Source organism: Methylobacterium sp. Leaf456, assembly GCF_001425465.1.
Lineage (GTDB): Bacteria > Pseudomonadota > Alphaproteobacteria > Rhizobiales > Beijerinckiaceae > Methylobacterium.
The window spans coordinates 202,940-221,617 of the sequence record NZ_LMQV01000002.1; the positions used below are offsets into that span (position 1 = coordinate 202,940).

The window sequence follows — 18,678 nt, forward strand, 5'->3', positions numbered from 1 at the left end:
CGGATTGGATGCGAATTCGGTGCCGGTCAGGCCGGCTCGGCGAGGCCTGTGGCCTTCTTGCCACCGGCGGCCGCGGCGTCCTTGCCGGCGAGCTTGCCGCCCGCGGTCTGGGCGTCGCGCACCACCTGTTCCAGCACCGCGAGATAGTCGAGGAAGCGGGCGCGGCCCGAGGGCGTCAGCCGGCACAGGGTCTGCGGGCGGTTGTGGTCGTAGCCCTTCTCCAGGGCGACGAGGTCGGCCTCCTGCAGCACCGCGAGGTGGCGGCTGAGATTGCCGTCGGTGAGGCCGCACAGGCGCTTGAGATCGGGGAAGGCGAGGCCGCGGGGATGGGCGACCAGCGAGGTCAGCACCGACAGCCGCGCCCGCTCGTGGATGACCCGGTCGAGCCCCTCGTAGGAGAAGCGCGCTTCCGTCGCGTCAGGCATCGAGGCCTCCCTCGCTCTGGCGGTGGACGATGACGGCGAGCAGCCCCTGGCCGGCCACGAAAGGCAGGCCCATCAGCCAGGGCGAGAGGTGGCGGCCCTCGCTCGCCAGCGCCAGCACGGCGAGGCCGGCGAGCAGGTACCACGCGCCGACGATCTGGACCGGGCGGGGCAGGATGCGGGCGGAGGCGAACAGCCCGAGCCCGACCAGCACCTGCCACAGCCCCGGCAGCATCCATAAGGCCTCGGGCACGAACCGAGCGAAGACGAGCCCGAGGCAGAGCCCCGCTCCACCGGCCGGCAAAAAGCCCTCGATGGCGTTGAACACCATGGCGTCGGCGAGCCCCGAATGGACCCGCCGCGAGCGACGCACCGCCTCGAAGCCGATCAGCGCGCAGGCCGCAATGGCCGTCGCGATCCACAGGCCGAAGAAGGCGACCGGCCGCCCGGTCGGATCGTCGAGGACGAACGCCTGCCCCGCCGCCACCGCGAGCGCCAGCGCGCCCGTCGCGGCGAGCGTCGCCGCCCCGAGACCGCGGAAGGCGGTGTCGCGCGCGATCTGCATCCGGATCGCGACGATGTCGGCCAAGGCTCTGTCCAGATCCCGCATGGGGCGCCCCTCCGAGGCCGGCCATACTTTGCATCGCAAAGTACACGCGAATGCAGAGTCGTCAAGCGCCTTCGATTGGCCAGGGCTCCGCCCTGGCGACCCGCCGAAGGGCTCGCCCTTCGGAAGCCCGTATCAGGAGGCGCTGCTCGCAACTCCGTCGAGCGGGACGTTCGAGCCCACAGGGCGCGGCAACACCGAACCCGCGCGCGTCTTCCGCCTGCCGTCGATACGGCCCATATTGCCCCCATGCCCGCACCGAAGAAACCGCGCGCCGCGACCGCGCGGGCCGACAAGCCCGAACTGAAGCCGCTCGACGAGCATCTGGCCGCCCTGCTCAACCCGGCGCTCAACCGCGACCGCATCCGCCCGGCGGAGCCGGTGCCGGAGCCGCCGCGGAAGGGGCGTGGCCGCAAGGGCGAGGCCAAAGGTGAAGCGAAGAGCGAGGCGACGGCCTACAAGCGCATCGCGCAGGACGGCTTCGCCGAGGCGCCGCAGGCGGGCTTCGCCCTGGGCGACGCGGCCGATGTCGATCCGCGCCTGGCCCAGGCGCTCGGCCTGACCCCGCCCGACGATGGCCCTGCCCCCGGCAACACGCCCGAGGAGGCGCCCTCGCTCGCCACGGAAGGCGTGTCGGCCACCGTCGAGGCGCTGGAACGGCTGCTCACCGAGGGCAACCCGCTGTTCAAGAACGGCGAGGCCTGGGTGCCGCACCGGCCCGAGCGGCCGGCGAAGTCGGAGGGCGGCTACACATTCACCCTGAAATCCGAGTTCACCCCCGCGGGCGACCAGCCGACCGCCATCGCGGCCCTGGTCGAGGGCGTGAAGGGGACCGAGCGCGATCAGGTGCTGCTCGGCGTCACGGGCTCGGGCAAGACCTTCACGATGGCCAAGGTCATCGAGGAGACCCAGCGCCCGGCCCTGATCCTCGCGCCGAACAAGACGCTCGCGGCGCAGCTCTACGGCGAGTTCAAGAGTTTTTTTCCGGATAATGCCGTCGAGTACTTCGTTTCCTACTACGACTATTATCAGCCGGAAGCTTACGTCGCCCGCTCCGATACGTTCATTGAAAAAGAAAGTTCGATCAACGAGCAGATCGACCGGATGCGCCACTCGGCCACCCGCGCCCTGCTGGAGCGGGACGACGTCATCATCGTCGCCTCGGTCTCCTGCATCTACGGCATCGGCTCGGTCGAGACCTACACGGCGATGTCGTTTACGGTCTCGCTGGGTGAAACAATCGAGCAGCGCCAGCTCATCGCCGACCTCGTGGCGCTCCAGTACAAGCGCATCCAGTCGGACTTCGCCCGCGGCACCTTTCGCGTGCGCGGCGACGTGATCGAACTCTGGCCGGCCCACTTGGAGGATCGCGGCTGGCGCATCGGCCTGTTCGGCGACGAAATCGAATCCATCGTCGAGTTCGACCCGCTGACCGGCAAGAAGATCAACGAACTCAAGTTCGTGAAGGTCTACGCCAACTCGCACTACGTTACGCCGCGCCCGACGCTGCAGCAGGCGATCAAGGGCATCAAGACCGAGCTGAAGCTCCGCGTCGAGGAACTGACCAAGATGGGCCGGCTGATCGAGGCGCAGCGCCTGGAGCAGCGCTGCACCTTCGACATCGAGATGATCGAGGCCACCGGTGCCTGCAACGGCATCGAGAACTATTCGCGCTACCTGACGGGGCGCAAACCCGGCGAGCCGCCGCCGACCCTGTTCGAGTATCTGCCGGACAACGCGCTCGTCTTCACCGACGAGAGCCACGTCACCGTGCCGCAGATCGGCGGCATGTACCGGGGCGACTTCCGGCGGAAGGCCACGCTCGCCGAATACGGCTTCCGCCTGCCCTCCTGCCTCGACAACCGCCCGCTCCGCTTCGAGGAATGGGACGCGATGCGGCCTATGTCGATCCACGTCTCGGCGACGCCCGCCAAGTGGGAGATGGAGCGCACGCAGGGCGTCTTCGCCGAGCAGGTGATCCGCCCCACCGGCCTCGTCGATCCGGTGATCGAGATTCGCCCGGCCCGCTCCCAAGTCGACGATCTTTTGGGGGAAGTCCGCGAGGTCGCCCAGGCCGGCTATCGCACCCTGGTGACGACGCTGACCAAGCGCATGGCCGAGGACCTGACCGAGTACCTGCACGAGAACTCGGTGCGGGTGCGCTACATGCACTCGGACATCGACACCCTGGAGCGCATCGAGATCATTCGCGACCTGCGGCTCGGCGCCTTCGACGTGCTGATCGGCATCAACCTCCTGCGCGAGGGCCTCGACATCCCGGAATGCGCGCTGGTCGCCATCCTCGACGCCGACAAGGAGGGCTTTTTGCGCTCCGAGACCTCGCTGATCCAGACCATCGGCCGCGCGGCCCGAAACGCGGATGCCCGCTGCATCCTCTACGCCGACAACATCACCGGCTCGATGGAGCGGGCGATGGCCGAGACCGAGCGCCGCCGCACCAAGCAGCTCGCCTACAACGAGGAGCACGGCATCACGCCGCAATCGGTCAAGCGCGGCATCAGCGACATTCTGGAGAGCGTCTACGAGCGCGACCACGTCCGCATCGACACCGGGCTCGCCAAGGACGCGATCACGGTGGGCCACAACCTCAAGGCCGTCATGGCCGACCTCGAGAAGCGGATGCGGGCGGCCGCCGCCGACCTCGACTTCGAGGAGGCCGCGCGCCTGCGCGACGAGCTGAAGCGGCTCCAGACGACCGAACTGATGGTCTCCGACGACCCCATGGCCCGCCAGGGCGACATCGAGCGCGAGGCCGGCCGCTACGGCCAGAAGGGCAGCCGCATCGCGAAGCCGACGCTGGACAACATGGGCCCCGGCACCGACCGCGAACTCCCCGCCGGCGCCGTGCCCTGGCAGGAGCGGCCCAAGGCCCGCTCGACGCAAGGGCTGGGCGGCCAGAAGCCCCGCTACAAGGGCGGCGGCGGGCGTAAACGGGGCTGACGAAGAAGCTTGCCCGAAACTCGGGCAGGGCGAGATCGGAACCTCGGCCGCAGGCTCGGATTGGCTTGTCAGATCCGCTTGCCGCACGACGGAGCCCTCCGATGCGCCCCACCCTTCGACGTCCCCTCGCGGCGGCCCTCCTCGCCGCGACGATCCTCCCCGGTGCCGCGCTGGCGCAGAGCGTGGCCAACCCCAACGACCAGCCCACCGCCGGCACCTTGCCCTCGGGCACGAGCACTCTGCCCCGCCAGGACCCCGCCCCCGACCGGCCGACCGGCGACGTGAGGGCGCCGAGCGCGATCCGCTCCTCGACCTCCGTGGTGCCCGACGGCGGCAAGACCCGTACGAACCCCCTCGACCACCTTTCCGCGCGCTACCGCTCCAGCCTGGAGAACTGAGCCGCAACCGCGGCCCGGTCACAGCCGTTTGACCGAGATCGGACAAGGGAGAGCCGCATGGGATTGCTCGATCAGGTCATCGGCGGGGTCGTCGGACAGGTTCTGGGCGGGGGGCGCGGCGGCGCGCTGTCCTCGCCGATCGTCAAGGCGGTGCTCATGCTGTTGCTCGCCAAGGGCGCGAGCGGCGGGCTCGGCGACATCCTGGGCCGGCTCGGCGGCGGGCATGAGGGCGGCGGCAACGAGGGCCGTCCCCCCATGCCGGACCCCGGTGCCGACGACGGCGATCTCGGCGGGTTCGGCCAGGGCCGCCGCAGCGGTCCTCCGGTGCAGCGTGACGAAGGCGGCGAGTTCGGCGACCTCGCCGGCATGCTCGACGGGCCGGGCGATGGCGGCGAGCGTGCCCCCGGCGCCGGCCCTTATGCCCGGCTCGACAGGGACCAGGTGGATGCGGCCGGGCAAGAAGCCGCGGGCGGGCTCGGTGGCCTGATCCAGAGCTTCGAGCGCAGTGGCCTCGGCGACGTGATCGGCTCGTGGATCGGCCACGGCCCGAACCAGTCGGTCCAGCCGAACCGCCTCGCCGAGGCGCTCGGCCCCGACACCGTCGAGAACTTGAGCCGCGAGACCGGCCTGTCGCGCGACGACCTGCTCGGGCAGCTCGCCCAGGCGCTCCCCGGCGTCATCGACGCGCTCACCCCGCAGGGCCGCCCCCCGAGCCGCGAGGATTCCCGCGGCTGGTAAGCAATCCATGGCCTACGAGCTACACTACTGGCCGATGATCCAGGGGCGGGGCGAGTTCGTCCGCCTCGCCCTGGAACAGGCCGGTGCCGAGTACATCGACGTCGCCCGCCTGCCGCACGAGGCGGGCGGCGGCATCGAGGCGATGATGGACCGGCTGGAGGACGAGCCGCTCCGCCCACCTTTCGCCCCGCCTTTCCTGCGCGACGGCGATGTCGTCGTCGGCCAGACCGCGGCGATTCTGCTCTATCTCGGCCCCCGCATCGGCCTCGTCGGCGCGAGCGAAGCCGACCGGGTCTGGACCCACCAGATCCAGCTCACCGTCGCCGACATGGTGGCGGAGGCCCACGACACCCACCATCCGGTCGGCGTCGGGCTGTACTACGAGGACCAGAAGCCCGAGGCCCTGCGCCGGGCACGGGATTTTGGCGACAATCGCATCCCGAAATTTTTCGCGTGGTTCGAGCGCGTGCTCGCCCGCAACCCGGCGGGGCCGGACCATCTCGTGGGGGACGCGGTCTCCTACGCCGACACCTCGCTGTTCCAACTCGTGGAGGGTCTGCGCTACGCCTTCCCCAACGCGACCGCCCGGGCGCTCGACGCGACGCCGCGGATCGTTGCCCATGTCGAGCGCGTGGGCCGCCTGCCCCGCATCGCCGCCTACCTCGCGAGCGAGCGCCGCCGCCCGTTCAGCGAGGACGGCGTCTTTCGCAGTTACCCGGAGCTGGACGAAAACTGAGGGTCGAGCCGATGCCGTATGGCCGGGCGCCAAGAGCGCTCCGCGCAGCGGCCTCGGCTCCGCCGAGGCGTCTTGCAGACCAAGAAGCCCAAGGGGATGCGATGCCCGCGGACGCGACCGCCGGCGCTTGAGGCCGGCAGGACGGCAGGGGCGTCGATGGTAGCGACGGCCCTGCGCGCCTCGGTTGCTGTCCGGAAGCGCGGCTGCCGCTATCTTAGGTCAGCTCCACGCCAGTCCCGGCGGAGTAGGATGGCGCCGTGACCGAGACCGAGAGCCCACGCCCCATCGACGACCCGCCGCACGAGGCCTCCCCGGAGGCCGCCGCCCTCGCCCGCGCCCAGGATGCAGCCGGTCTCGGCCTGTTCACCGTTGAGGCGTCCGGCACGACCCTACGCCCGAACCCGGCCTTCTGCCGCCTGCACGGCCTCGAGCCCCAGGCCGCCCTCCCGCTGGCTGCGGTCGAGGCGCTGGCCTTCTCCGCGGACGGGGCCGCCCTTTCGGGCGAGGCGCCGCCGAACGAGGCCGTCTACCGCATCCGGCGGGCCGATACCGGCGCGGTGGTGTGGCTGCACCGCACCCTCGTTCCCGCACCGGGCGGATGGGCGGGCGTGGTGCGCGACGTGAGCGCGGAGCGCGGCCACGAGACCGAACTGTTCGAGCGCGAGCGGCATTACCGCACCCTGTTCGAGCAGATGGACGAGGGCTACTGCGTCATCCAGTTCCTCGACGGCCCGCGCGGGGCCCTGGACGACTACGTCCACGTCGAGGCCAACCGCGCCTACGCCCAGCATGCCGGCATCGAGAACGTCGTCGGCAAGCGCCTGCGCGAGATCGTCTCGGGCGACGAGGCGGCGGGCTGGCTCGCCCTCTACGGCGAGGTTCTGCGCAGCGGCACGCCGATCCGGTTCCAGCGCGAGCTGGTCGAGACCGGGCGCTATCTCGAACTCGCCGCGTTCCGCATCGAGCCGCCGCAGCGGCGGCAGGTGGCGGTGCTGTTCCAGGACATCACCGCGCGCCGCCGGGTCGAGCATCGGCTCCACACCCGCACCGCCGATCTCGAAGCCGAGGTGACGGCGCAGCGGCGCGACCGTGATCGCGTCTGGGCGCTCTCGCCGGTGCTGAAGGCCGTGACCGGCCCGGACGGGCGGATCGCGGCGGTGAACCCCTCGTGGACCCGCGCGCTCGGCTGGCCCATGCCTGAGTCGCTCGGCCGGAGGCTCGACGCCTTCGTCGTCCCCGAGGAGCGCGCCACCCTCACGGCGGCCCTCGACGGGCTCGCCGACGGCACGGACACCCGCCGGGAGCTCGAACTGGAGCTGACCTGCCTCGCCACTGAGGGCGAGCCGCGGCGCGTGCTGTGGACGATCGTGCCGGAGGACGGCCTGCTCTACGGCTTCGGCCGCGACATCACCGAGCAGCGCCACGCCGAGGAGGCCCTGCGCCAGTCGCAGAAGCTGGAGGCGGTGGGCCAGCTCACCGGCGGCGTCGCCCACGACTTCAACAACCTGCTCACCATCATCCGCTCCTCGGTCGAGTTCCTGCGCCGCCCCGAGCTGCCGGAGGCGCGGAAAGCTCGCTACCTCGATGCGGTCTCCGACACGGTGGACCGCGCCGCCAAGTTGACCGGGCAGCTGCTGGCCTTCGCCCGGCGCCAAGCGCTCAAGCCCGAGACCTTCGACGTGTGCGAACGCCTGCGCGGCATCTCGGAGATGCTCGATTCGGTCACCGGCGCCCGCATCCGCGTCGTCACCGACCTGCCCGGCGGTGCCTGTTTCGTCCGCGCCGACGCCAGCCAGTTCGAGACCGCGCTCGTCAACATGGCGGTCAACGCCCGCGACGCCATGGACGGCGAGGGCACGCTGCATCTGCGCCTCGACGCGCCGCTCGCCCTGCCGCCGATCCGGGGACACGCGGGCGCGGCGGGCGCGTTCGTCGCCGTCTCGGTGGCGGATTCCGGCGCCGGCATCCCGCAGGCCGACCTGATGCGGATCTTCGAGCCGTTCTACACCACCAAGGAGGTCGGCAAGGGCACCGGGCTCGGCCTGTCGCAGGTGATCGGCTTCGCCAAGCAATCGGGCGGCGACGTGGACGTGAAGAGCCAGCCGGGCGCGGGCGCCACCTTCACCCTCTACCTGCCCGAGGTCCCCGCCCCCGCCGACGCGCCCGCGGCCCGCCGCGAGGTGTTGTCCGGCGGCGCGGCCACGGCGCTGCGCGTCCTCGTCGTGGAGGACAATCTCGAGGTCGGGCGCTTCTGCACTCAGATCCTCGAAGACCTCGGCCACCGCCCGGTCTGGACCGAGAACGCCGAGGCCGCGCTCACGACGCTCGCCGCCGCGGCGGAGCCGTTCGACGCGGTGTTTTCCGACGTGGTGATGCCCGGCATGGGCGGCATCGCCCTCGCCCGCCTCCTGCGCCAAAAGTTTCCGGAGCTGCCGGTGGTGCTGACCTCCGGCTACAGCCACGTGCTGGCGCAGGACGATGCGCACGGCTTCGAACTCCTGCGCAAACCCTATTCCGCGCAGGAGCTGTCCGAAGTCTTACGGCAAGTGACCGGCAAAGTGACGGGGAAGTAGGAGGCTCAGCCGCCGCCCGCGGTGTCGGGCGAGCCGGCATTGCCGATCGGCTGCTCCGGTTTTTCGGAGTTGCCCGCGGTGCCGGGATTGTTGGTGATGTTCGTAGCTCCCGTGGCGCCGGGCGCCACCGTCCCGACCGAGCCCGGACCGCCGTTGTCGACGCCCCCCGGCTGGACGACCGCGGTGGTGCCGTCGGCGGGGCCGAGCGTCTGCTTCGGACCAGGCGGCTTGATCTCGGCGGGGCCGGCTTGGGCCAAAGCCGCGGTTGCCAACGGCAGGGCGAGGGCGGCGAGGAACAGCGGTTTCATGGTTGCTCCCGTTCGGTGGATTCAGCCGAACCAACGCGAGCATCGTCCGATCGTTCACCTCAACCTGCGACGAAGGGCCCGCCGGGGCGGCGGACCCTTCCTCGTTTCAGCGATTACTGCCCGGCCGGCTTGTTGGCCGGCGGCGGGGTAGGCGCGGTGGCCGGCGGCGCGCTCGGCTGGGTCGGCGCGGTGGTGGCCGGCGGCGGGGGCGGGGGAGCGTCCTTCTTCTCGTCCTTGCAGGCGGCGAGGCCCAGGGCAAGGAGGCCGAAGACGGGCAGAAGCCGGGCGATACGCATGGCGGGCGGTTTCTCCGTTTGTTTGTCCAGGTCGAACGGTGGGCGCGGGAAAACCGTTCCGTGTGCGATCACGAACCCGGCATCACCTGACAAACCTCACAAAAGAACGTCGAACGCCCCCCCTGCACGATCCGCGTGACATGCCCGGTGCAGCCCCGCGCCTGGCAGGGAAAGCCCGTACGGTCGTAGACCCGAAACACGTGCTGGAAGCCGCCGCTCTGGCCGTCCGGGTGGGCGTAGTCGCGTAAGGTCGAGCCGCCCGCGGCGACCGCCTCGGTCAGCACCGCCTTGATGTCCTTGGCGAGTTTTTTCGCCTTCGCTGTCGGGCTGCCGTCGGGCTTGGCGAGCGTGCCCGCGGGCAGCGCCGGGTGCAGGCCCGCCCGGTGCAGGGCCTCGCAGACGTAGATGTTGCCCAGACCCGCGATCAGGCGCTGGTCGAGGAGGGCGGCCTTCAACGGCGTGATCTTGTGGTGAAAGAGGCGGGCGATGGCCGCGCCGTCGAGGGCCTCGCTCAGGGGCTCGATCCCCATCTGGGCGAAGTGGCGGCAGCGTTCGAGGTCTTGGGTCGGCACGAGGTCCATGAAGCCGAAGCGGCGGGCGTCGTTGTAGGTGACGGTGGCCCCCGTCTCGAACGCCATCACCACGTGGTCGTGCTTCGGGGTGCCCAGCGCCCCGTCGAGGTAGAAGTCGCCCGGCGACAGGTTCGAGCCGTCGGGCCGCGCCACGTCGAAGCGCCCGCTCATGCCGAGATGCAGGATCAGGCTCTCGCCGGAATCGAGCGCCGCAATCAGGTATTTGGCCCGCCGCGACAGGTCGAGGACGCGCCGCCCCTCCAGCCGTTCGACGAATCTTTCGGGGAAGGGGAAGCGCAGGTTCGGCCGGCGCAAGGAGACGCGGGTGATCCGCGCGCCCACCATCGCGGGCGCGAGGCCCCGGCGCACGGTCTCGACTTCGGGCAGTTCGGGCATTCTTTTTGGACTTCACCAGGATGGGCTGCCCCACCCCTCCCCCCTCATCCTGAGGTGCCGCGCAGCGGCCTCGAAGGAGGGCTCCAGGCATCGCGCGATGCGCTGGAGCCCTCCTTCGAGGGCGCCGCTGCGCGCCGCCGCCTCAGGATGAGGGAGAGGGGTAGGAAGCAGGGGCATCATAGGCTGTGTCGGTGCGATCCGCACCGGCGCCTTCCGCCGCTCCCCCTGCCGCATGGCGGTTCCCGCGCGGTTTCGCTATGAGGCTCGGCCAGGGGATGCAGCGGCGCGGACGGCACGGAATCGGATGAGCGGCAACAGCACCGGGATCGGCCGAGACGCGGCTTCTGAGGCGAGCGGCGAGGACACCGCCGATTTCGGCTACGAGCGCGTCCGGCTCTCCGAGAAGCAGGCCCGGGTCGACGACGTCTTCCGCTCGGTCGCCCGCCGCTACGACCTGATGAACGACCTGATGTCGGGCGGCCTGCACCGGGCCTGGAAGTCCCACCTCATCGGCATGCTGCGCCCCTCGCGCACGCGGCCCTACCGCCATCTCGACGTGGCGGGCGGCACCGGCGACATCGCCTTCCGCACGCTGGAAGCCGGCGGGCCGGATACGCACGTCACCGTGCTCGACATCAACGAGGCGATGCTGCGCGTCGGCGCCGAGCGCGCGGGCCACAAGTACGACGGCCGCATCGACTTCGTCACCGGCAACGCCGAGACCCTGCCGCTGCCGGCCGACACCTTCGACAGCTACACCATCGCCTTCGGCATAAGGAACGTGCCGCGCATCGATGCGGCGCTGGCCGAGGCTAAGCGCGTGCTCAAGCCCGGCGGGCGCTTCCTGTGCCTGGAATTCTCCCGCGTCGACCTGCCGGTGCTGGAAAAGATCTACGACGCCTATTCCTTCCACGTGATCCCGCGCATCGGCGAGCGGGTGGCGGGCGACCGCGAATCCTACCGGTACCTCGTGGAATCGATCCGCAAGTTCCCCTCCCCCGGCGCCTTCGCCGGCATGATCCAGGCGGCCGGCTTCTCGCACGTGACCCACCGCCGGCTGTCGGGCGGGATCGTCGCCATTCACTCGGGCTGGAAAATCACTTGATTTTCTTCCGGCCTCAGACGCCGGCGGCCGCATCCGCGGCCTTAGGCTTCGCTCCGCTAGACGCCTCGGCTGACGCCGAGGCCGCTGCGCGGGGCGCTCTTCGCGCCCGGCATTCGGCATTACCGCAGGGCGGGCTCGAGCCATGCTAGGCGCGGTCTTCCACCTCGCCCGCGGCGCCCATGTCGGCTTCGTGCTGGCCCGCGAGGGCGGGCTCGCGCTGATCGATCCGGCCGGCCTGCCCCCCCATCTGCGCCTCGCGCTCCGGCTCGGGCGCTCGCTGGAGCGGCGCGGCATCGCCGCCGATCCGGGCGCCAGCCCGCTGGAGCGGGCGCTGACCCGGCTCGGGCCCTCCTACGTCAAGTTCGGCCAGTTCCTGGCGACGCGGCCCGACATCGTCGGCATGGCCGCCGCCCGCGATCTCGAACGCCTTCAGGACCGGGTGCCGCCCTTCCCGCAGGGCATCGCCCTACGGGTGGTGGAGCAGGAATTCGGCAAGCCGGTCTCGGCCCTGTTCACCGCCTTCAGTGAGCCGGTGGCGGCGGCCTCCATCGCCCAGGTCCACAAGGCGACCGTGCTCGACGCCGACGGCACGCAGCGGACGCTCGCCGTCAAGGTGATGCGCCCCGGCGTGCGCGAGCGGTTCGCCCGCGACATCCAGGCGATGCGCTTCATGGCACGCATCGTCCAGGCGCTGCTGCCCGACGCCGAGCGCCTGCGCCCGCGGGAAGTGGTCGAAATCCTCGCCCGCTCCGTCACCATGGAGATGGACCTGCGCCTCGAAGCGGCGGCGATGTCGGAACTCGCCCAGAACACCGCGGGCGACGCCGACTTCCGCACGCCCCGCCCCGAATGGCCGCTGACGGCTCGTGACGTGCTCACCAGTGAGTGGATCGACGGGGTGCGCCTCAACGACCGCGCCGGCATCGTCGCGGCGGGCCACGATCCGAAGGCCCTCGGGCGCACGGTGATCCAGTCCTTCCTGCGCCAAGCCATCCGCGACGGCTTTTTCCACGCCGACATGCATCCCGGAAACCTGTTCGTGGACCGGGACGGGATCCTGGTCGCGGTCGATTTCGGCATCATGGGCCGGCTCGGCCACGCCGAGCGGCGCTTCCTGGCCGAGATTCTCCTCGGCTTCATCACCCGCGACTACCGCCGCGTGGCGCAGGTGCATTTCGAGGCCGGCTACGTGCCGCGCCACCATTCGGTCGACGACTTCGCGCAGGCCATCCGCGCCATCGGCGAGCCGATCCACCAGCGCCGGGCCGACGAGATCTCGATGGCCAAGGTGCTGACCCTGCTGTTCGACGTCACCGCGCTGTTCGACATGAGCACCCGCACCGAGCTGGTGATGCTCCAAAAAACCATGGTGGTGGTGGAGGGCGTCGCCCGCTCGCTCGATCCCCAGCTCGACATGTGGACCGGCGCCGAGCCGGTGGTGCGCTCGTGGATCACCCGCCATCTCGGGCCCATCGGCCGGATCGAGGGCGGGGCGCGGGCCGCCCTGACGCTCTCCGAGGTCGTCGCCGACATCCCCGACATCGCCCAGCGCATCCGCCGCATCATGATCCGCCTCGACGAGGAGGGCGCGCGGGACGTGAAGGCGCTGGAGCGCATCGCCCATCTGGAGCAGAGCCGGGCGCTGTGGTCGACGCTGGCGCTCTGGGCGATCGCGGTGGGGGCGCTGGTGCTGGCGTTCCGGTAGGGGCCTCGCCCGGCATCAGAGGGTCGCGAGCCTAGTCGGAGACGCTGACGGCCCGTCCCCGAACCGTCTAGGCTCAGGCCTCTCAGGCGGGGGGAGGCGCGGATGCCGACGGTTCGGGACATCGAGGCGGCCGGCTACCGCTCGCTGCGGAGCCTGCGCTTTCCCGTCGGCCCGCTCTCGGTCTTCGTCGGCGGCAACGGCACGGGCAAGACCAACCTCTACCGGGCGCTTGCGCTGCTCCAGGCGGCCTCCGCCGGCACGCTGACCCGCGAGCTGGCCGCCGAGGGCGGGATGGAATCGGTGCTGTGGGCCGGCCCCCGCCGCCGGGGCGAGCCGGCCCGGGTGAGCCTGCGCGCGGCGCTGTCCGACGACGAGACCGGATGCAGCTACGGCTACGCCGTCGAGGTCGGCCTCGTGCAGCAGACCGGCGATGCGACCTACGGGGCGGCGTTCCGCCTGGAGCCGCAGGTGAAGGCGGAGCGGCTCACCGTCCAGGCCGGCGCCCGCCCCTCGGTCGTGCTCGACCGCGACGGCCCATCGGGCTTCGTGCGCGACGAGGAAGGCCGCAAGCGTCCGCTCGGCACGGGGCTCCTCGCCACCGAGACGGCGCTCGCCGCGCTTCAGGACGGAATGCGCTTCCCCGAATTGCAGATCGTCCGGCAGGCGATGGGCGCGTGGCGCTTCTATCACGATGTCCGCACCGATGCGGGCTCGCCGCTGCGCAAACCCTGCCTCGCCGTGACGGCGCCGACGCTGGCCTCCGACGGCCACGACCTCGCCGCGGTGTTCGCGACGCTCGCCCATATCCGCGGCGACACCGCCGACCTCGACACGGCGATCGACGAGGCCTTTCCCGGCGCCCGCCTCGTCGTGCCCGAGCCGGGGCGCGAGGCGCGCTTCGGCCTCGTCCTGCCCGACTACCCGAAGCGGGTATTCGAGGCGTCCGAGCTGTCGGACGGGACCCTGCGCTACCTCGCGCTCGCAGGCGCGCTGCTCGCCTACCGCCTGCCGCCCTTCGTGGCCCTGAACGAGCCCGAGGCCAGCCTGCATCCGGACCTGATGGAGCCCCTCGCCCGGATGATCGTGCGGGCGGCGCGGCGCACGCAGGTCTGGCTGGTAACCCATTCCGAGCGCCTTGCCGCGGCGGTGGCGAAGGAGGGCAGCGTGCGCCCGCGCGTGGTGACGAAGCGCGACGGTGCGACCTGGATCGAGGGGCTGCGCCTCGGCGGCGATTTTTCGGACGAGGAATGAAAGGGCGGAGGGTCGCCGGATATCGTGGCCGCCTTGCCGCTCCGATTTTTCGTAGCTACCTTTAATCGGTGTGGATGGTCTGGGACGAGCCGAAGCGGGAGAAGAATCGGCAGCCGCCGCCGGCCGGGCACGGCCTCGACTTTGCGGATGCCCGCGACCGCTTCATCTGGGAGACCGCGGTGATCGCACCGAGCCATCCCAGCCGTCACGGTGGAGGGCGCTTCAAGGCGGTCGGCCTCCTCGACGGCAGGTTGGTGACGCTGGTGTTCTCGCCGCTCGGCACCGAGGCCGTCTCCGCCATCAGTCTGCGGATCGCCAGCAACCGCGAGAGGAAGGCCTATGCCGCGGAGCAAAGTTAAGAACGTGCCGCTTCTCGACGCGGCGGAAGAGGCCGTACTTCAGGCCAGCATCGCCGCCGACCCGGATGCCCCCGAACTGACCGACGCGGAGTTGGCTGGGCTGCGGCCGGCCCGCGAAGTGCTGCCGCCCGCGCTCTACGAGGCGCTGACGCGGCGCGGTCGCCCGGCCTCGCCGAACAAGCGCGTGCAGGTGACGCTCCGCATCGATCCCGAGGCGCTGGCGGCGTTCAAGGCGACCGGGCCCGGCTGGCAGACCCGAATCAACGAAGCGCTGGTGCGCGACGCCGCCCGCTTGCGGCGCGAGGCGAAGGAGGGCTGAGCCCTATTCCCGCTCGCGGGCGATGTCCGGCGCGTCGGGGTGCTTCATGCCGACGACGTGGTAGCCCGCGTCCACGTGCAGCACCTCGCCGGTGACGCCCTTGGACATGTCGGAGAACAGGTAGGCGGCGGTCTCGCCGACCTCCTCGATGGTCACGGTGCGCCGCAGGGGCGCGTTGTACTCGTTCCACTTGAGGATGTAACGGAAGTCGCCGATGCCCGACGCGGCGAGCGTCTTGATCGGGCCCGCCGAGATCGCGTTCACGCGGATCTGCTTGGGGCCCATGTCGGCGGCGAGATAGCGCACGCTCGCCTCCAGCGCGGCCTTGGCGACGCCCATGACGTTGTAGTGCGGCATCCACTTCTCGGCGCCGTAATAGGTCAGCGTCAGCAGCGAGCCGCCGTCGCGCATGATCTTTTCCGCGCGCTGGGCGATGGCCGTGAACGAGTAGCAGGAGATCAGGAGCGACTTGGTGAAGTTGCCCTCCGAGGTCTCGATGTAGCGGCCGGTCAGCTCGTCCTTGTCGGAGAAGGCGATGCAGTGGACCACGAAGTCGATCCCGCCGGGGAAGGCGTCCGCGGTCGCCGCGAACACGGCGTCGATGGACGCCGGGTCGGTCACGTCGCAATGGCCGACGACCTTGGCGTTCAACTCCTTGGCCAGGGGCTCGACCCGCTTCTTGAGCGCGTCGCCCTGGTAGGTGAAGGCGAGCTCGGCCCCGTGCTGCGCGGCGCTGCGGGCGATGCCCCAGGCGATCGACCGGTTGTTGGCTACGCCCAGCACCAGCCCGCGCTTGCCCGCGAGCAATCCGCCCGCCTTCTGATCCGACATGCGTCACCTTCGCTTCGGCCAAGCGGCCAGCCCTGCCGGAGGCCGCCCGCGCAAGGCCGCTTCCTTAGCGGAGGGGCGGCGGAGGGGGAAGCCTGAAGGTCGCTTGATGGGGGAGGTCCTTGCATCGGCTCCTCCGATCCATCCCCCTCATCCTGAGGTGCGGAGCGTCGCGGGCATCTCAGGATGAGGGGATTGGGTGGGAGGGACGGCCGGCTTACGCCGTCCCGGCCTTCGCCTCGCGGCGACGGCGGGCGTAGTCGACCAACGCCGCGTCCTCGCCTGCCGGCAGGGTCACGGCGGTCGTCGCCAAAAGATCGCCGCGGGTACCGTCCTTCTTCGGCAGGCCCTTTCCGCGCAAGCGGAAGGTGCGGCCGGAACCCGTCATCGCCGGCACCTTCATCTCGACGGCGCCGGTCAGCGTCGGCACCCGCAGGGGGCCGCCCAGCACCGCGTCCTCCAGCGGCAGATCGACCATGGCGCGCAGGTCGGCGCCCTCGACCTTGAAGACCGGATGGGGCAGCACGCGGATGGTCAGCAGCGCGTCGCCGGGCTCGCCGCGGGGGCCGGCGGAGCCGCCGAGGCCCCGCAGGCGGATGGTCTGGCCGTCGACGACGCCCTTGGGGACCATCACGTCGACGTCGCGCCCGCCGGGCAGCCCGATGCGCATCTTCTCCTCGCCCGCGATCTGCTCGAGGGTCACGCCGAGTTCGGCCGCCACGTCCTCGCCGCGGGCCGGCCCGCCGCGCCCGCCCATGCCGCCCGACCCGGCACCGCCGGCGCGGAACGCCTGCTCGAAGATGCTGCTGAGGAAATCCTCGCCGACCCCGCCGGGGCCGGCCCCGCCGCCGCCGCCGCGACGCTGCGTGAAGCCGTCGAAGCCGCCGCCGCCGCCGAACCCGGAAAAGCCCTCGAATCCGGTCGCACGCGGCTTGCCCTCGGCGTCGATCTCGCCGCGGTCGAACTGGCCGCGCTTGTCCTTGTCGCCGAGGATCTCGTAGGCGGTGTTCGCCTCCGAGAAGCGCTCCTTGGCCTTCGGGTCCTTGTTGCTGTCGGGGTGGTAGGCCTTGGCGAGCTTGCGGAAGGCCTTCTTGATCTCGGCCTCGCTCGCGCCTTTCGGCACGCCCAGCACGTCGTAGGGGTTGCGCATCGGGTTTCTTTTGTGGGGTCAGCGATCGAGAGATACGGCTATGGCCGCCTCGCTTCAACGTGGGAAGGGCGTTGCGGTTCTGCAACACCCGTCTGCACGCCTTTGGGCAGCCTCATGATCGCGCCGAGCGCAGCCGCTTCAGCTCCCACTCGCCGCCGCTGAGCTTGCAGCCGGTGCCGCGCAGGAAGCGGCCCTTGCTCTCACCCTTGCCCTCCCCGCCCGCGACCACGGTCGCCAAAAAGTCGCGGCAGATCTCGTCGCCCGCGACGTAGGGCAGGCCGGTCGGGTTGACCGAGCCACGCATGGCGGTCTCGGGGTTGTCCCACTTCACCGGGCGACCGTTGCCCTGCGGGTCGAGCGCCATCGACAGGGCGCCGTGGGCGCGCCGCCAATCCTCGTCGCCGAGGTCGGCGCCGAACCGGGTCGGGCGCTTGGCGATGCTGCCGGTCACCAGCGGCTCGGGCGCCGCCGCGGGTTCCTTCGCCTGGAAGGACAGCACGGGGCCGCTGCAGCCGGTGCAGGACGCGACGGCGAAACCCGCCGCCATCCACGCGAAGGCCACCGGGACCGCCCGGTCGAGGGCTTTACACAGACGCAGACGCATTACACCTGAACTCAAGGCAGACTGAAGGGTCCGTCCGGAGCCAGGCCCGACCTGCCGGCCGGGCACGGCTCCCAGTTCGTATTTTGACGCGCATTCCGGGCGACGAACCGGTATCCACTTCGTCGGAATGCGCGTCGGGGTGTGTTGCCCGTGCCGGTGCCCCCCGACCCGGATGCCACAGGGGTGAAAATGGCCATCGAACGGTTAAGAGACGGTGAGCCCGCCAGCGCCGGCGTGGACCCGAGCGATTTCACGTTGTCGTCAGACCCCTTCGCGCTGTTCGACGTGTGGATGGCGGAGGCCGAAGCCGCCGAGCCCGAGGACGCCAACGCCATGGCGCTCGCCACCGCCGACGCCGACGGCCTGCCCGACGTGCGGGTGGTGCTGCTGAAGGGCTTCGACCGGCGTGGATTCGTGTTCTACACCAACCGGGAATCGGCCAAGGGCGAGCAGCTCGCGGCCAACCCGCAGGCGGCGATCGTGCTGCACTGGAAGTCGCTGCGCCGCCAGATCCGCGCCCGCGGCCCGGTCTCGCCGGTGACGCCGGAGGAGGCCGACGCCTACTTTTCGAGCCGCCACCGCGACAGCCGCATCGGTGCCATCGCCAGCCAACAATCGCGCCCGCTCGCCGACCGCCCGACCCTGATGGCCGCGGTGGCGGAGCTCTCGGCCAAGTACGAGGACGGCCCGGTGCCGCGGCCCGAGCATTGGAGCGGCTTCCGCCTCGATCCGGTGCGGTTGGAGTTCTGGCAGAACGGCGATTACCGCCTGCACGACCGGGTGCGCTTCACCCGCGAGGGCGAGGGGTGGAGCCGGTCGCGGCTCTATCCCTGACTTCGAACCGTGTGACGAGCCGGCTCGTCACACGGTTCGCCCGCGCGAAGGCGCGGCGGCGGTCGTCCGCCGGGCCGTCGAACCCGACCTCGTCGGGATCGACGAACTTAGAGATGAGGCGCCAGCACGGCCCGGATGGCGTTGAGCACCTGCTCCTCGGTGTAGGGCTTTCGGACGAAGCGCCCCTGGGCCGGCACGTCGCCGTCCTTGGGGCGCACTTTGCCCGACGTGATGACGATGCCGATCTCCGGCCAGCGCCGGTTGATGCAGGCGGCGAGCTTGATGCCGTCGATGCCGAGCGGCATGTCGATATCGGTGACCACGGCCCGGATGCCGACCTCCCGGTCGAGCAGGCGGATCGCCTCGTTGCCGTTGCTGGCCTCGCGCACGGCGTAGCCGGCGTCCTCCAGCATCGCGACCGCGGCATGGCGGGTGACGGCGTCGTCCTCGACCACGAGCACGGTCGGCCTCGGCAGCGCCTCGCTCACACGTCTTGTCCCCGACCCTCTCGAGAGC

The 18,678-nt window shown here is 70.9% G+C and carries 20 protein-coding genes; 11 read left to right on the plus strand and 9 right to left on the minus strand.

Annotated elements, in window-relative coordinates; all coding sequences use genetic code 11:
• Window positions 1-26: 26 nt before the first annotated feature.
• Entirely contained in the window at window positions 27-425 is a 399-nt protein-coding gene (locus ASG52_RS03080) for a transcriptional regulator (protein ID WP_056238832.1), read from the minus strand.
• Window positions 418-1,032 (minus strand): hypothetical protein, encoded by a 615-nt coding sequence (locus ASG52_RS03085; RefSeq protein ID WP_056238835.1) that lies wholly within the window; start codon window positions 1,030-1,032, stop codon window positions 418-420. The genes ASG52_RS03080 and ASG52_RS03085 overlap by 8 nt, the downstream gene beginning before the upstream one ends.
• A 246-nt stretch (window positions 1,033-1,278) precedes the next feature.
• Between ASG52_RS03085 and uvrB the strand changes: the two genes are divergently transcribed.
• The 5 genes from uvrB to ASG52_RS03110 all read left to right on the plus strand — a co-directional run bounded on the left by uvrB (window position 1,279) and on the right by ASG52_RS03110 (window position 8,435).
• The gene (gene uvrB, locus ASG52_RS03090; protein ID WP_056238837.1) at window positions 1,279-3,990 is read left to right on the plus strand and encodes an excinuclease ABC subunit UvrB; all 2,712 of its coding nucleotides are present in this window, start codon (window positions 1,279-1,281) and stop codon (window positions 3,988-3,990) included.
• A 101-nt stretch (window positions 3,991-4,091) separates the two neighbouring features.
• Window positions 4,092-4,388, plus strand: coding sequence for a hypothetical protein (locus ASG52_RS03095; RefSeq protein WP_056238840.1), 297 nt, complete (start codon window positions 4,092-4,094; stop codon window positions 4,386-4,388).
• 57 nt (window positions 4,389-4,445) lie between these two features.
• Entirely contained in the window at window positions 4,446-5,126 is a 681-nt protein-coding gene (locus ASG52_RS03100; RefSeq protein ID WP_056238842.1) for a YidB family protein, read from the plus strand.
• 7 nt (window positions 5,127-5,133) lie between these two features.
• Window positions 5,134-5,862 carry a glutathione S-transferase gene (locus ASG52_RS03105; RefSeq protein ID WP_056238849.1) on the plus strand — a complete coding sequence of 243 codons (729 nt, stop codon included), beginning with the start codon at window positions 5,134-5,136 and terminating at the stop codon, window positions 5,860-5,862.
• 284 nt (window positions 5,863-6,146) lie between these two features.
• Complete coding sequence (locus ASG52_RS03110; protein ID WP_156383775.1) at window positions 6,147-8,435, plus strand: hybrid sensor histidine kinase/response regulator; 2,289 nt, start codon at window positions 6,147-6,149, stop codon at window positions 8,433-8,435.
• 5 nt (window positions 8,436-8,440) lie between these two features.
• Here ASG52_RS03110 and ASG52_RS03115 read toward each other — a convergent pair whose 3' ends face one another.
• The 3 genes from ASG52_RS03115 to mutM form a co-directional block, all read right to left on the minus strand.
• On the minus strand, window positions 8,441-8,743 hold the full coding sequence (locus tag ASG52_RS03115) for a hypothetical protein (RefSeq protein WP_056238853.1): 303 nt from the start codon (window positions 8,741-8,743) through the stop codon (window positions 8,441-8,443).
• Between the two features lie 113 nt (window positions 8,744-8,856).
• Entirely contained in the window at window positions 8,857-9,039 is a 183-nt protein-coding gene (locus ASG52_RS03120; RefSeq protein ID WP_056238855.1) for a hypothetical protein, read from the minus strand.
• Between the two features lie 68 nt (window positions 9,040-9,107).
• A complete protein-coding gene (gene mutM, locus ASG52_RS03125; RefSeq protein ID WP_056238857.1) occupies window positions 9,108-10,007 on the minus strand; it encodes a bifunctional DNA-formamidopyrimidine glycosylase/DNA-(apurinic or apyrimidinic site) lyase in 900 nt (299 codons plus the stop codon).
• Window positions 10,008-10,311: 304 nt separating this feature from the next.
• On the opposite strand from mutM, the gene ubiE reads away from it, so the two are divergent.
• The 5 genes from ubiE (at window position 10,312) to ASG52_RS03150 (ending at window position 14,746) form a co-directional block, all read left to right on the plus strand.
• On the plus strand, window positions 10,312-11,112 hold the full coding sequence (gene ubiE / locus ASG52_RS03130) for a bifunctional demethylmenaquinone methyltransferase/2-methoxy-6-polyprenyl-1,4-benzoquinol methylase UbiE (RefSeq protein WP_056238861.1): 801 nt from the start codon (window positions 10,312-10,314) through the stop codon (window positions 11,110-11,112).
• A 142-nt stretch (window positions 11,113-11,254) separates the two neighbouring features.
• Window positions 11,255-12,817 carry a 2-polyprenylphenol 6-hydroxylase gene (ubiB, locus tag ASG52_RS03135; RefSeq protein ID WP_056238864.1) on the plus strand — a complete coding sequence of 521 codons (1,563 nt, stop codon included), beginning with the start codon at window positions 11,255-11,257 and terminating at the stop codon, window positions 12,815-12,817.
• Between the two features lie 102 nt (window positions 12,818-12,919).
• Entirely contained in the window at window positions 12,920-14,068 is a 1,149-nt protein-coding gene (locus ASG52_RS03140; protein WP_056238865.1) for an AAA family ATPase, read from the plus strand.
• Window positions 14,069-14,142: 74 nt separating this feature from the next.
• Entirely contained in the window at window positions 14,143-14,427 is a 285-nt protein-coding gene (locus ASG52_RS03145) for a BrnT family toxin (RefSeq protein WP_082552317.1), read from the plus strand.
• Between the two features lie 4 nt (window positions 14,428-14,431).
• Window positions 14,432-14,746, plus strand: a complete 315-nt coding sequence (locus ASG52_RS03150; protein ID WP_353612448.1) for a BrnA antitoxin family protein — start codon at window positions 14,432-14,434, stop codon at window positions 14,744-14,746.
• A 3-nt stretch (window positions 14,747-14,749) separates the two neighbouring features.
• Here ASG52_RS03150 and fabI read toward each other — a convergent pair whose 3' ends face one another.
• From fabI to ASG52_RS03165, 3 genes are all read right to left on the minus strand, one after another.
• Window positions 14,750-15,577 carry an enoyl-ACP reductase FabI gene (gene fabI, locus ASG52_RS03155; protein ID WP_056238872.1) on the minus strand — a complete coding sequence of 276 codons (828 nt, stop codon included), beginning with the start codon at window positions 15,575-15,577 and terminating at the stop codon, window positions 14,750-14,752.
• A 214-nt stretch (window positions 15,578-15,791) separates the two neighbouring features.
• On the minus strand, window positions 15,792-16,724 hold the full coding sequence (locus ASG52_RS03160; RefSeq protein WP_056238876.1) for a DnaJ C-terminal domain-containing protein: 933 nt from the start codon (window positions 16,722-16,724) through the stop codon (window positions 15,792-15,794).
• Between the two features lie 112 nt (window positions 16,725-16,836).
• Window positions 16,837-17,271 (minus strand): RT0821/Lpp0805 family surface protein, encoded by a 435-nt coding sequence (locus ASG52_RS03165; RefSeq protein WP_286158939.1) that lies wholly within the window; start codon window positions 17,269-17,271, stop codon window positions 16,837-16,839.
• 246 nt (window positions 17,272-17,517) lie between these two features.
• On the opposite strand from ASG52_RS03165, the gene pdxH reads away from it, so the two are divergent.
• Complete coding sequence (gene pdxH, locus ASG52_RS03170) at window positions 17,518-18,162, plus strand: pyridoxamine 5'-phosphate oxidase (protein ID WP_056238882.1); 645 nt, start codon at window positions 17,518-17,520, stop codon at window positions 18,160-18,162.
• Window positions 18,163-18,269: 107 nt separating this feature from the next.
• Here the strand turns inward: pdxH and ASG52_RS03175 are convergent, their stop codons facing one another.
• The gene (locus tag ASG52_RS03175) at window positions 18,270-18,650 is read right to left on the minus strand and encodes a response regulator (protein ID WP_056238885.1); all 381 of its coding nucleotides are present in this window, start codon (window positions 18,648-18,650) and stop codon (window positions 18,270-18,272) included.
• Window positions 18,651-18,678: the final 28 nt, after the last annotated feature.

Coding starts and splice junctions, on each gene's coding strand:
- ASG52_RS03080 (WP_056238832.1), bottom strand. CDS start 425: ATGCCTGACGCGACGGAAGCGCGCTTCTCCTACGAGGGGCTCGACCGG.
- ASG52_RS03085 (WP_056238835.1), bottom strand. CDS start 1,032: ATGCGGGATCTGGACAGAGCCTTGGCCGACATCGTCGCGATCCGGATG.
- uvrB (WP_056238837.1), top strand. CDS start 1,279: ATGCCCGCACCGAAGAAACCGCGCGCCGCGACCGCGCGGGCCGACAAG.
- ASG52_RS03095 (WP_056238840.1), top strand. CDS start 4,092: ATGCGCCCCACCCTTCGACGTCCCCTCGCGGCGGCCCTCCTCGCCGCG.
- ASG52_RS03100 (WP_056238842.1), top strand. CDS start 4,446: ATGGGATTGCTCGATCAGGTCATCGGCGGGGTCGTCGGACAGGTTCTG.
- ASG52_RS03105 (WP_056238849.1), top strand. CDS start 5,134: ATGGCCTACGAGCTACACTACTGGCCGATGATCCAGGGGCGGGGCGAG.
- ASG52_RS03115 (WP_056238853.1), bottom strand. CDS start 8,743: ATGAAACCGCTGTTCCTCGCCGCCCTCGCCCTGCCGTTGGCAACCGCG.
- ASG52_RS03120 (WP_056238855.1), bottom strand. CDS start 9,039: ATGCGTATCGCCCGGCTTCTGCCCGTCTTCGGCCTCCTTGCCCTGGGC.
- mutM (WP_056238857.1), bottom strand. CDS start 10,007: ATGCCCGAACTGCCCGAAGTCGAGACCGTGCGCCGGGGCCTCGCGCCC.
- ubiE (WP_056238861.1), top strand. CDS start 10,312: ATGAGCGGCAACAGCACCGGGATCGGCCGAGACGCGGCTTCTGAGGCG.
- ubiB (WP_056238864.1), top strand. CDS start 11,255: ATGCTAGGCGCGGTCTTCCACCTCGCCCGCGGCGCCCATGTCGGCTTC.
- ASG52_RS03140 (WP_056238865.1), top strand. CDS start 12,920: ATGCCGACGGTTCGGGACATCGAGGCGGCCGGCTACCGCTCGCTGCGG.
- ASG52_RS03145 (WP_082552317.1), top strand. CDS start 14,143: ATGGTCTGGGACGAGCCGAAGCGGGAGAAGAATCGGCAGCCGCCGCCG.
- fabI (WP_056238872.1), bottom strand. CDS start 15,577: ATGTCGGATCAGAAGGCGGGCGGATTGCTCGCGGGCAAGCGCGGGCTG.
- ASG52_RS03160 (WP_056238876.1), bottom strand. CDS start 16,724: ATGCGCAACCCCTACGACGTGCTGGGCGTGCCGAAAGGCGCGAGCGAG.
- ASG52_RS03165 (WP_286158939.1), bottom strand. CDS start 17,271: ATGGCGGCGGGTTTCGCCGTCGCGTCCTGCACCGGCTGCAGCGGCCCC.
- pdxH (WP_056238882.1), top strand. CDS start 17,518: ATGGCCATCGAACGGTTAAGAGACGGTGAGCCCGCCAGCGCCGGCGTG.